We start from the raw sequence: 10,936 nt of genomic DNA, 5'->3' as shown, positions 1-10,936 counted from the left end.
GCATGCTCCGCCGCCTCGCCCGAGGCGAACCCGCCACCCGCCAACAACGCCTCACCTTCAACACACCCGACTGACAGGAATGTGAAACACGCTCTAACTGGAACGCATTCACCAATCCGCATGACCGAGCGCACTCAACTCGGACGTCCATGGCCGGTCAGTGCTGGATGTCGCCCTGGTACCGCACCACCAGAAAGCCGTAGGACTGCCGTAGCGCGACCGATTTGTTGAATCGGGTGATGGTCAGGGTCGGGCTGTGGGCGTGCCGGGTCATCGAGGCGTGGTCGAACGCTGTCTCGGTCAGATCGAGAGCGGGGTTGACCAATACCTGTGCCCGCAGGAGCAGGTCGGTTTCTCTGGCCCGGATGGCGGCCAGTGCGGCAATCAACGCGCCGGTGCTTTCGCCGACTACCGCGGTCCGCGCCAGGTCGACTCCCCATTCCACGGCGTGCCGCACCAGGTGCCGCAGCACGTCCCAGCCGTCGTCGACGGCCGCCGTCAGTGGAGTCCCCGGAGCGAGAAGACGGTGTTCTACCGAGACGACTCGTCGCGCAGCGCCTGGTGCTCATCGAGGCGGCGTCCTGGACCTGGGAGCCGGGCGAGGCCCCCGCCGCCGCAGCGGTCCGGGACGGAACCGTTTGCGCCACAGGTGGTCCCGGTCACCGCCATGCCGGATATCCGACGAATCAGTTTGGCGACGGCCAATGCTCTTCACCTCCTGCATCACCTCTGACACTCTGCAATCGCCAAATAGCCCAGTGGATAGGGCGGGTCCAGGGCAATGACGAAGCGTTGGTTGATCACGGGGTGTTCAAGTGGGCTCGGTCGTGCTCTCGCGGCCCGGCTCGGGGCCGAGGGCGACCAGGTGGTGGCGACGGCACGACGGCCGGAGGCCCTGGACGGGTTGGTGGCTCGGTATCCGGACAACGTGGTGGCCGTCTCCCTGGACGTACGGGATCCGGAGCAGTGCGCGGCAGCGGTCGAGCGGGCGGTGGACGCTTTCGGCGGCGTCGACGTCCTGGTCAACAACGCGGCGTACGGTCAGTTCGGCACCTTCGAGGAGGTGTCCGACGCGGAACTCGCCGCGCAGTTCGACACCAACGTGTTCGGGCCGTGGCGGCTCACCCGCGCGGTGCTGCCGGTGTGGCGGGCGCAGCGCCACGGGCACGCCATCTTCGTCAGCTCGGTCGCCGGCATGGTTCCCTTCCCGGGCCTCGCCGCGTACACCGCGAGCAAGTTCGCGGTGGAGGGGGCGGCCGAGTCGCTGGCCGTCGAGGCTGGGCCCTTGGGGGTGAAGGTGACCATCCTGCAGCCGGGCGGCTTCGCCACCGGGTACAGCGCCAACTTGGTGATGCCGGAGCACCGCGTCGCCGACTACACGCAGGTCGACGACGGCATGCTCGATGCGCTGCTCGGCATGAACACCAAGGCGGAAATCAACGCCCCCGAACTCTTCGCCGACGTGGTCTGGCGGCTCGGGCAGATGGACTCGCCGCCCCTGCGGCTGCCGGTAGGACCCGACACGGAGGCGTTCCTGCAACCCGCCTACGACGCCCGACGCAGCGAATATGACCAGGTGATCAAGGCGGGCCATCACACCGTTATATGAGCAGGTGCGGCGACGACGCTGAGACTGCCGAGCGGGCGTCAGGGGCCGTACCTGCGAGACCGACAGCGTCAGGCGACCGGCCGTGCCGATGAGCGGATGTTTGCAGGCAGGAGGGGCTGGGGTACCGCCCGCGCATGTTCGAAGGTTTCACAGACGAGCGGATCGACGTCGGAGATGTGGATCTGCGGGTCCGGTACGCCGGACAGGGTCGCCCGGTTCTGCTCGTCCACGGGCATCCGCGTACCGGATCGACGTGGCACCGGGTCGCGCCGCGACTGGTGGATCATGGATTCACGGTGGTCTGCCCGGACATGCGCGGCTACGGACAGTCCGGAAAGGCGCAGATCCGCCCCGACCACTCCCAACAGTCCAAGCGCACGGTGGCCGGCGACATGCTCCGGTTGATGAACGCGCTCGGCCATCCGACGTTCGCCGTAGTCGGGCACGACCGCGGCTGCTATGTGGCGTTACGCCTGGCGCTGGATCATCCCAACGCGGTCAGCCGGTTGGTGGTCATGGATGGTGTACCCATCAGCGAGGCCCTCGCCCGATGCGACGCGAGGTTCGCCCGGGACTGGTACCACTGGTTCTTTTTCGCCCAACCGGAGAAGCCAGAGCGTGCCATCATGGCCGACCCCGATGCCTGGTACGACAGTGCGGAGCCCGAGCGTATGGGGGCCGAGAACTATCGGGAGTTGCGGGAGGCTATTCACGATCAAGCAACCGTGCGGGCAATGTTGGAGGACTACCGCGCGGGCCTCGGCGTGGACCGGGAGCATGAGGAGGCCGACCGGCGTGCCGGCCGCACCGCCCGTTGTCCGACGCTTTTCCTGTGGTCGACCCGTGACGACATGGAAGATCTGTACGGCGACCCGCTCGCCGTCTGGCGACCTTGGGCCACGGACTTACGCGGCGAACCGATCCTGTCCGGACACCATGTCGCCGAGGAGAACCCTGACGACCTGACGGACGCACTTCACCGCTTCCTCGGATGACCGATGCCACCGTCCCGCGTCCGCTTCTGCCGCCGACCGCGCGCTGCGCCCTCGGCGCCCCGGTCGCGTTGACAGAACGTCGGCCTCGCGCTGCCGATGGAACCGTGCCGAAGCGGCCCCAAGGTGCCTGGGCGACGCCAGGCCACGGGCCCGGGAGTGGGGAGGAGCTGGGTGGGATGAAGCGACAGGTACGCCTGATGCGGTTGACCGGGGCCCGCGCCAACGGCGCGGTGGCGACGCGGCGGCTACCGGCGCGCGGGCTGCGGGGGCGGTCTCGTTCGGTGCCCTCGCCGTGGGGGCGCTGGCCGTCGGGGCCGTGGCGGTCGGGGCGTTGACCATCGGGCGGCTGGCGATCCGCCGGGCGGTCGTGCCGGAGCTGCGCGTCGGCCGGTTGGAGATCGACGAGTTGGTGGTGCACAGCCGACCTGCTGCCGAGGGATAACCCACTCCGGCGGCGGGCGGAACCGTCGTCAGCTCTGCGTTGGGACGGCGCCGGTGGGCCCCGGCGCCGCCAGGTGATGTAAATGGTGCGTGCCTGGCGCGGCAAGCCCGCGCCGATGACCAGAGCGCGCCGGACGCGCCCACCCCTGCGCGGGGGGCGGGGAGTGACGGGGCGGGGCTGACACCGCCCCTGCCCCGTACATCAAGAGGATTGGGCAAGAGGCGAAGAGGATCGTTCTTTTCGCCGGCCCGGCACAGCGGTCTCCTGGAAGGGACACACTCCCACGGATTCCGACGAATCCTCAGGCCCCAGGAGGCACACCATGAAGGTAGCCGTCGTCACCGGTGCAAGCTCCGGCATCGGGCAGAGCGCCGCCCTGCAGATCGCCCGGCGCGGTACCGGCGTCATCCTGACCTACAGCTCCAACGAACAGGGCGCCAAGGACACCGTCGCGCGGATCGAGCAGCAGGGCGGCACTGCCGTGGCGCTGCACCTGGATCTCGGCAATACGACGCCATTCGCCATCTTCCGGGAGACCGTTGCCGAGGTGCTGCGCGAGACCTTCCAGCGGCACTCCTTCGACCACCTCGTCAACAACGCCGGATTCGCCGGCATGGCGATGATCGAGGACACCCGCGAGGAGGAATTCGACCGACTCACGGATGGCCTGTTCAAGGGGCCCTTCTTCCTCACCCAGGCCCTGCTGCCGCTCCTCGCCGACGGCGGCGCCATCGTCAACCTGACCAGCAACTCCACGCTGCCCCAGGTGACCGCGCCGGGATACTCCGTCTACGCGGCTCTCAAGGGGGCCGTGGCGGTCCTCACCCGCTACATGGCCAAGGAGTTCGGGCCCCGCGGCATCCGCGTGAACTCGGTCGCACCGGGAGCCACCGTCACCCGCTTCGCCGACGACGCGTTCGGCAAGAACCCGCAGATCATTCCGGAACTGGCGAAGACCTTCACTCTCGGCCGCGTCGGCGAGCCCGACGACATCGGCATGGTCATCGCCATGTTGGTCTCCGAGGAAGGCCGGTGGATCACCGCCCAGGACATCGAGGTCTCTGGAGGCCAAAACCTCTAGACGACTCCTGCCGTGAGCCCTGAGCCACGCCAGGCGGCTTCCGTCACAGGCGTCGCCCACGGCTCACTCCACAGTGGGCCGAGACAGCCGTCGGCAGGCCGCCCTGCCCGTGGGGACACCTGCGCAACCACGAGGGCATGCCCGATCCTGCCCGACCAGCGACCCGGTGTAGATGTTCGTGCAAGAATGGATTCTCCGGGTATGCAAGTTCACCCGCCCCAATGCTTCGGCGGCCGGGATGTCCGGGACCGTCCTCGCAGTCATCGCCCAAGGCGGCAAACGCCTCGCCCTCGGTGAGCGCCTTTACGAGTATGGGCCCGGCGAATACCTGGTCGCCTCTGCCGAACTCCCCGTCACCGGCCATGTGCGATGAGTATTGGCACGGCACAAAGGTGCCGCGCGGTGCCGTGCAGTTTCGTCAGTTTCACCGTCCGACCAGCTGCCGGCCTGGGCCCGATTCGGTGCGCACAGCGTGGGGCACTCAGGACCATAGCGGGACGTGGTCTTGCAGTTGTTGCCACCGGGTGCAAGGCAGAAAGTCGCCGGGTCAGTGGGCCGCGCTGTCGCGGATATAGCGGGGCAGGTTCAGCCACCAGGTGGCGGCCTGTCGCAGCGGGGCGGGAATGCGCGGGTCGGTGCGCAACTGCCGGAGCAGGGTCTCGTCGCCGTTAATGCCGACGCCGTAGATGACCGCGTCGAGTACGTCCCAAGCCCCGTTCACGGTGGACGGCCCGGTCAACGCCCGAGTGGCCTGGTCAACGAGTCTAGCGGACGGTCCGCCGTCGAAGTGTCCGACGCTGCGGGCGGCGGCGATCATCACCTCGGAAGGGACGCCGACGGCGACGGTAAGCCGTTCGGCGAGGGCCCGTTGGCCCGGGTCGCCGAGGAGCCTGTTCGCCGTCGGCCAGTAGCCGGTTGGCGATGTGTCGGCCGATGCCCTGGCAGCCCTCGATCGCCTAGACCCGGTGCGGCCACTGCCTGGCGTCCTTACGCTCGCCGTGTTGCCTCGCGGCATTAATCAGCCGCGCTTTGCAACGGTGCCGCTGCCAAGCTGCCACATTTCGTAGTTCCCGCATTCTGCGGTTATCTCGGCCGTCGCCTGAGCCGCGGTGAAGAAGTCGTCGACCATCGGCGAGGTGTGCGATGCCGCCACCGCGAGGCACACCTGCTCGGGCGCCAGATCCGGGATGGGCACAAAGCTGACGTCCGGATGTGAGTAGAACACGGTTGCCGAACGGGCCAGGAACGAGATGCCTCGGCCGGCCGCGACATGCTCGAGTGTCTCGTCCACCCCGCGCACCAGGTATCCGGCGTTAGGGTGCGGGCGCCTGGTGGGCTGCGTGCTCGTGTCCATATGCCAGACCAGCGGCTCGCCGGCCAGGTCGGCCTCGGTAATCTGCTCCTTGCCGGCCAATCGGTGGCCGGCGGGCAGCACTGCCACACGAGGTTCGGTGTACAGCGGGGTGACGCGTAGGCCGGTCTCGTCGATGGGCAGCCGCACATAGGCGACATCGATGCGGCCGTCGAGCAGCATCGTGGCCTGGTCGTCCCATTCGATCCGCTGCACGTCCACGATCACGTTCGGGTGCTGGGTGGCGAACTCCCGTACTGCCGGGGTGAGCGCAATGCCCGCCCGGAAGCCGACCGTCAGCCGCTGGCTGCCCCGTGCGGCCACGGTCACCCGGTGGCGGACCGCGTGCGCGGAGGCCAGCAGCGGGCCGGCGTCGGTCAGCAACTGCCTGCCCGCATCGGTCAGCATCACGCCGTGGCTGTCCCTTGTCAGCAGCGGGGTGCCGAGATCCTGTTCCAGGGCGCGGATCTGCCGGCTGAGCACTGGCTGCGCGATGTGCAGATCCTCGGCGGCGCGGCCGAAGTGCAGCTTCTCGGCGACGGCGACGAAGTAGCGCAACTTGCGCAGGTCGAGATCCATGGAGCCTCCCGGTATGGCGATGCCTTCAGGGTATCGCAACCGCTGAAAGAGGTCTTGGACAGCGACTCAGGCCAGTGGCACGCTTACTGCGTACCTGATGGGGGCGGCGCAAATTCCGTATAAGAATTCGCCCTCGGACCGGGTAGTGCGGCCCGCAACCGACATGGGCACCTGATGAATGATCCGGGTCCGCCACATCATTCGACGGCATCGATGACATAACCGTCATAAACGGCGATCCGGCCAACGATCGAAACACAGTCTATACAAAGTCTTGCGAATGCAAGACTGAACTTCAATTAAACGGAGTGATCGTGGGAAAGCTCGATGGCAAGGTAGTGGTGATCACCGGTGGATCCACCGGCATGGCACTGGCCGGCGCCAAACTGTTCGTCGAGGAAGGAGCGCACGTCTTCATTCAGGCCCGGCGGCAGGAAGCACTGGACGATGCCGTCAAGTTGATCGGCCGCAACGTCACCGCCGTCCAGGGTGACGCGGCCGAACTGGACGACCTGGACCGCTTGTACGATACCGTCAAGCGGGAAAAGGGCTCGATCGACGTGCTGTGGGCCAGTGCCGGGATGGGTGAACCCGCTCTCCTCGGCGAGATCACCGAGGAACAGTTCCACCGCGCCTTCTGGCTCAACGCGCGCGGCACGCTGTTCACCGTGCAGAAGGCACTCCCGCTTATCAACGACAATGGCTCGATCCTCATGACCGGATCCAACGCCTCCCTCGGCGCCTTCCCTGGCTGGAGCCTCTACGCGGGAAGCAAAGCCGTCCAGCAGGCATGGGCCCGGGTCTGGCTCAACGAACTGCGCGACCGCAAGATCCGGGTCAACGTCCTGACTCCCGGCCAGGTCGCCACCGCCAAACAGGAAGAACTATTCGACGAGGTAACCAAGGCCGCATTCGAGTCCCTCATCCCCCGAGGCAACATGGGCCGCCCCGAAGAAATCGCCACCGTCGCCCTTTTCCTCGCCTCCGCCGACTCCAGCTACGTCAACGGCCTGGAACTGGTCGCAGATGGCGGCACCACCGCCATCTGAACCACACACCAGGCGCTGGCTGCCGCCCGCCGTCGAAATGCGGGATCACCTCACGCTCTGGTCGGCATGCAGCCCTGGGACCGTGCACACCAAGGGTGGGTGGTTAACGGTCACGGGATGCCGCTCGTCCCGTGGCCTTGACTCGACCCCATCTTTTTGGAATGCCGGCAGGTTCACGCATCCCAACCTGCCGGCGGAAGACGCACCGTAGGTGCCGGGAAAAGCGCGGCAGGTGGCCCAGGAAAGTCGCCGCTGGCCTCCTGCGCCTGCCCTGGCACGAACAAACAGAATGACACCCTCGAGAACAGGAAGAGAGCACACCTCATGAGCAGCATCACCCTTATCGGTACGGGGAACATGGCCCGCGCCATCGGCACGCTCGCCGTGGCGGGCGGCAACACCGTCGAGGTCATGGGACGCGATCAGTCCAAGGCCGATTTGCTGGCCAAGGCTCTGGGCGGCGGCTCGACGACTGGCAAGTGGGGCGCCGTCCCGGCCGGGGACGTCGTCATTACGGCCCTGTTGTACGGCGGTGTCGTTCCGGTCGTCGCCGAGTACGGAGACGCCCTCGCGGGCAAGGTCATCGTCGACATCAGCAACCCCTTCAACGCCTCGTTCGACGGACTGGCCCACAGCGAGGAGACCTCGATCGCGCAGGAAGTCGCCAAGGTGGCGCCGGCCAGCGCCAGCGTGGTAAAGGCATTCAACACCATCTTCCGTAATGTCCTAGAGGAGGGCCGGCCCAACGTCTTCATCGCTGGCGACAATGTGCAGGCCAAGGCGGGCGTGGCCGCATTCATCGAAAGCCTCGGGCTGCGCCCTCTGGACGTCGGCGGCCTGAAAATGGCGCACTGGCTGGAAGGAATGGGCCTGATCACGGTGGGCCTCGCCGGCAACGGGGTTGGCCACTGGGACTTCGCCCTCGGCGTCAATGAATTTACCGGCTGATCCCCCCGCGCCGAGCAGTCGGCGAACAGCCCTCTGGATGCCGGCGGCCCGGAGACGGCGCACTGGCCGGCAGGGGCAGTCCCGCCCGCACCACCACTTCTCGCGCCACATCATTGACAAGGAATAGCAGCATGCGCGTTTTCGTCACTGGCGGGACCGGCCATTCCGGTTCGTACATCATCCCCGAGCTCATCGCCGCCGGGCACGAGGTCACCGGCCTGGCCCGGTCGGACGCGGCCGCGGCGGCGCTGTCCGCGCTGGGCGCGAAGGTGCGCCGCGGCGACCTCCAGGACCTCGACGGGCTCCAGGAGGCAGCCGCGGACTCCGACGGCGTCATCCACGTCGCGCACCGGCAGGACCTGCTCGCCTCCGGCGGGATCGACGCCGTGGCCGCCGCGGAGGTCTCGATCATGCTCGCGTACGGCGAGGCACTGGCGGGAACCGGAAAGCCGCTGGTCGCGGCGGGGAGCATAGGCTCGCCAGGGAACCTGGGCCGGCCGGCTACCGAGGAGGACCCGGCCCTTCCCGGCGGCGATGAGCACAAGGGCACCCTGCGGGTTCGTAACGTCGTGGAAACCGCCGTGGTCGGCCTCGCAGAGCGGGGAGTGCGGTCTTCGGTCGTGCGGATTGCCACCATCGCGCACAGCACGACCGATCGTGCCGGCTTCCTCCCCACACTGATCGCGCTCGCGAAGGAGAAGGGTTTCGTCGGCTACCCCGCAGACGGCACGAACCTGTGGAACGCCGTGCACGTCCGCGATGCCGCCTCCGTGTTCCGCCTGGCGCTGGAAAAGGGGCCGGCCGGCAGATACTGGCACGCGGTCGGGGACGGCGGCATCCCGTTCCGCGAGATCGCCGAGGCCATCGGCGGCCGGCTGGGCCTGCCCGTCGTAAGCGTTCCCGCGGACGTCCTGATGGTGCCGGGATACTTCGGGTTCCTCGCGAACATCGTCACGCAGAGCTACCCGGCGTCCAACCTCATCACCCGCCGAACCCTCGGCTGGGAACCCACTCAGCCCAGGCTGCTCGCCGACCTGGACAACGGCCATTACTTCCCCGCCAGCTGACGGCAGGGACCCGACCTCCTGGGGACTGGCGGATCGGTTCGGCAGCGACGGGCGCGGAGCTGAGCCGGCTCGGCGAGTGCGTGGATCGGGTACCCAGGCCGGTTTCGCGGGTAGGCCGACAGTCAACTCCGGCGGGCGGAGTCCGGGGTACGGCCGACAGCGAGAAGACCAGCGATGATGGCGATGCGGGCATGACCCACTCGGAAACGATCAACAAGGCTTCGGAACCTTGTTGATGTTCCTAGCCGGGCATGCCCGCGCGAGACGTCTACGTCACGGATGGGCGAACTGCTTTATGTCACAGGGGTAGTGGCAGGCCGCGAGTAGTTGTACACGATATACCCTCTGTAGACGGCGAGCTTGTCGTACAAAGCGCGGGCGTCGGCGTCGATCTCGGTGTTCCAGTACAAGCGTGGGGCACCATGCTCATCGCCATCCTTGGCCACCCGCTCGATCATCGCCGTGGCGATACCTCGGCGTCGTGCCTGCGGGTCTACGAACAATTCTGCCAGGTAGCATCTCCCGGCACCCCAGACGCTGGCGTGGAACAGGTAATGCGCGATGCCGACCATCTTGCCGTCGAGCCGTGCACAGATGCCACGGATCTGCTCTCCGTTGACCAGCCGCTGCCACGTGCGTTCGTAGCCGCCGTCGTCAACCTCAGTCGCGGGCCGACCCGGCCGGCCGGCCCAGTGGGCGTGGAAGCTCCGGGTCAGCCATTCCCACTCGCTGCGGTCGAGTTCGGTCAATGAGCCAATGGTCAGCACGGTTGCCATCCTCGCATCGCCACCAGCGCCCGGCGTACCTAGAGCGTTCTGCCGCCACTGCAACCGCTGTTGGGTCGGGTATCGATGGAACATGCTGCCGCCGGGGGACTGCGGAGGCAACTGGCGGGGCCGTGCGGGGCTTCGGCCGGATCTTCACTTGCGAGAGTGGCAGCAGCGGTGCGGCGCCGCCCTCATCGCCACCTGGGGCAGCATGCTGCAGTTCACCGCTCAACGCCGGCCGCGTCCAGGCCCGCAGGCGTGAGAACTCGCCGTGCAGCACATGGCTATCGGTGGCAGCTTGCAATGCGAGCATTGGCAACTCGCGATCGCGCTTACCCAGGACGACGCATGGTTCCTGCACGACCGCCCCTGACTGGTGCCCCATCATCAATTACCGATGGCCCGGCCTGAACCGTCTCCGGTAGTTGGTTTAGCGACCAAGCTGGAACTTCACACCGGAGACCTCGTGCCGAGCGTAACGGCAGTGAGGCGACATGACCTGACTGACGTGCAGTGGGCGGCGCTGGAGCCGTTGCTGCCTGGCGGGATGGGGCATGCTCGGCCGCCGTGCGCCACGAAGCCACCCTCACCATCGCGGCCATCAACCAATGGCTCCGCGCCCTACGAAACACGGCCTAGTGGGGCAACCCGCCGGTGGAACCAGTTGCCGTCAGTAGTCCGAGCGCTCGACGGGCCGGGTGAGCTGAACCGAGACCCGATCGGCGTAGAAGCGGTCCGGGTCGAAGGGGACCTGCTGCGTGAGGGTGTGCCTCTGCTGGGTCTCGCCGACCGCGCGGAGGTCCGCGACGCCGCGGCCGCGTGGACCGGACGGGTCAACACCGTCACTGCCCGCACGGACCGGGTGGACGTCTGCGCGTAGCTGATCCGGCCCGACGGCTGCGTCGTCTGGGCCTTGCCCACCGCGCAGGATCTGGACACCACCGCGCTGGTGCGTGCGCTCGGCACCTGGTGCGGCCACCCGGCCTGAGCGGCGCATTAACGGTCGTCTCAGATTCGCTCGGTACGAAGTCGGCACCAGAAGAGCGAA

At 67.5% G+C, this 10,936-nt stretch carries 13 protein-coding genes and 1 pseudogene; 10 read left to right on the top strand and 4 right to left on the bottom strand.

Features of this window, described 5'->3' with window-relative positions:
• Positions 1-157: 157 nt before the first annotated feature.
• A pseudogene (locus tag ABZU74_RS23240) lies at positions 158-544 on the bottom strand (alpha/beta hydrolase fold domain-containing protein); the annotation flags it as partial.
• Between the two features lie 237 nt (positions 545-781).
• Here ABZU74_RS23240 and ABZU74_RS23235 point away from each other — a divergent pair.
• From ABZU74_RS23235 to ABZU74_RS23215, 5 genes are all read left to right on the top strand, one after another.
• Complete coding sequence (locus ABZU74_RS23235) at positions 782-1,609, top strand: SDR family oxidoreductase (RefSeq protein WP_355427449.1); 828 nt, start codon at positions 782-784, stop codon at positions 1,607-1,609.
• Between the two features lie 134 nt (positions 1,610-1,743).
• Positions 1,744-2,604 (top strand): alpha/beta hydrolase, encoded by an 861-nt coding sequence (locus ABZU74_RS23230; protein ID WP_355427447.1) that lies wholly within the window; start codon positions 1,744-1,746, stop codon positions 2,602-2,604.
• Positions 2,605-2,896: 292 nt separating this feature from the next.
• Positions 2,897-3,046, top strand: coding sequence for a hypothetical protein (locus ABZU74_RS23225; protein ID WP_355427444.1), 150 nt, complete (start codon positions 2,897-2,899; stop codon positions 3,044-3,046).
• 322 nt (positions 3,047-3,368) lie between these two features.
• On the top strand, positions 3,369-4,127 hold the full coding sequence (locus tag ABZU74_RS23220) for an SDR family oxidoreductase (RefSeq protein ID WP_355427441.1): 759 nt from the start codon (positions 3,369-3,371) through the stop codon (positions 4,125-4,127).
• Positions 4,128-4,299: 172 nt separating this feature from the next.
• Positions 4,300-4,500: an AraC family transcriptional regulator gene (locus ABZU74_RS23215; protein WP_355427438.1), complete on the top strand. Its 201-nt coding sequence runs from the start codon at positions 4,300-4,302 to the stop codon at positions 4,498-4,500.
• A 174-nt stretch (positions 4,501-4,674) separates the two neighbouring features.
• Here ABZU74_RS23215 and ABZU74_RS23210 read toward each other — a convergent pair whose 3' ends face one another.
• Both ABZU74_RS23210 and ABZU74_RS23205 read right to left on the bottom strand, forming a co-directional pair.
• Entirely contained in the window at positions 4,675-4,848 is a 174-nt protein-coding gene (locus tag ABZU74_RS23210; protein WP_355427435.1) for a hypothetical protein, read from the bottom strand.
• 297 nt (positions 4,849-5,145) lie between these two features.
• Positions 5,146-6,057: a LysR substrate-binding domain-containing protein gene (locus ABZU74_RS23205; protein WP_355427433.1), complete on the bottom strand. Its 912-nt coding sequence runs from the start codon at positions 6,055-6,057 to the stop codon at positions 5,146-5,148.
• Between the two features lie 314 nt (positions 6,058-6,371).
• Here ABZU74_RS23205 and ABZU74_RS23200 point away from each other — a divergent pair, with 314 nt between their 5' ends.
• From ABZU74_RS23200 to ABZU74_RS23190, 3 genes are all read left to right on the top strand, one after another.
• Positions 6,372-7,106: an SDR family oxidoreductase gene (locus ABZU74_RS23200; protein ID WP_355427430.1), complete on the top strand. Its 735-nt coding sequence runs from the start codon at positions 6,372-6,374 to the stop codon at positions 7,104-7,106.
• Positions 7,107-7,430: 324 nt separating this feature from the next.
• Complete coding sequence (locus tag ABZU74_RS23195; RefSeq protein ID WP_355427427.1) at positions 7,431-8,054, top strand: NAD(P)-binding domain-containing protein; 624 nt, start codon at positions 7,431-7,433, stop codon at positions 8,052-8,054.
• Between the two features lie 131 nt (positions 8,055-8,185).
• Positions 8,186-9,121 carry an SDR family oxidoreductase gene (locus ABZU74_RS23190; RefSeq protein ID WP_355427424.1) on the top strand — a complete coding sequence of 312 codons (936 nt, stop codon included), beginning with the start codon at positions 8,186-8,188 and terminating at the stop codon, positions 9,119-9,121.
• Between the two features lie 293 nt (positions 9,122-9,414).
• Here the strand turns inward: ABZU74_RS23190 and ABZU74_RS23185 are convergent, their stop codons facing one another.
• Positions 9,415-9,897, bottom strand: a complete 483-nt coding sequence (locus tag ABZU74_RS23185; protein ID WP_355427421.1) for a GNAT family N-acetyltransferase — start codon at positions 9,895-9,897, stop codon at positions 9,415-9,417.
• Positions 9,898-10,552: 655 nt separating this feature from the next.
• Between ABZU74_RS23185 and ABZU74_RS23180 the strand changes: the two genes are divergently transcribed.
• Together ABZU74_RS23180 and ABZU74_RS23175 are read left to right on the top strand one after the other, a co-directional pair.
• A complete protein-coding gene (locus ABZU74_RS23180; protein ID WP_355427418.1) occupies positions 10,553-10,768 on the top strand; it encodes a hypothetical protein in 216 nt (71 codons plus the stop codon).
• On the top strand, positions 10,769-10,876 hold the full coding sequence (locus ABZU74_RS23175) for a hypothetical protein (RefSeq protein WP_355427470.1): 108 nt from the start codon (positions 10,769-10,771) through the stop codon (positions 10,874-10,876). It begins immediately after the preceding gene.
• The last annotated feature ends 60 nt before the right edge of the window (positions 10,877-10,936 follow it).

This window comes from Micromonospora sp. NPDC005171 (assembly GCF_040608575.1).
GTDB lineage: Bacteria > Actinomycetota > Actinomycetes > Mycobacteriales > Micromonosporaceae > Micromonospora.
The sequence above is the reverse complement of the archived record's forward strand: the minus strand, read 5'-3'. Positions and strand labels throughout refer to the sequence as shown.

What these genes read in the sequence shown, in the direction of transcription:
- ABZU74_RS23205 (WP_355427433.1), bottom strand. Translation starts at nt 6,057, where the DNA reads ATGGATCTCGACCTGCGCAAGTTGCGCTACTTCGTCGCCGTCGCCGAG.
- ABZU74_RS23235 (WP_355427449.1), top strand. Translation starts at nt 782, where the DNA reads ATGACGAAGCGTTGGTTGATCACGGGGTGTTCAAGTGGGCTCGGTCGT.
- ABZU74_RS23185 (WP_355427421.1), bottom strand. Translation starts at nt 9,897, where the DNA reads ATGGCAACCGTGCTGACCATTGGCTCATTGACCGAACTCGACCGCAGC.
- ABZU74_RS23195 (WP_355427427.1), top strand. Translation starts at nt 7,431, where the DNA reads ATGAGCAGCATCACCCTTATCGGTACGGGGAACATGGCCCGCGCCATC.
- ABZU74_RS23230 (WP_355427447.1), top strand. Translation starts at nt 1,744, where the DNA reads ATGTTCGAAGGTTTCACAGACGAGCGGATCGACGTCGGAGATGTGGAT.
- ABZU74_RS23215 (WP_355427438.1), top strand. Translation starts at nt 4,300, where the DNA reads ATGTTCGTGCAAGAATGGATTCTCCGGGTATGCAAGTTCACCCGCCCC.
- ABZU74_RS23190 (WP_355427424.1), top strand. Translation starts at nt 8,186, where the DNA reads ATGCGCGTTTTCGTCACTGGCGGGACCGGCCATTCCGGTTCGTACATC.
- ABZU74_RS23220 (WP_355427441.1), top strand. Translation starts at nt 3,369, where the DNA reads ATGAAGGTAGCCGTCGTCACCGGTGCAAGCTCCGGCATCGGGCAGAGC.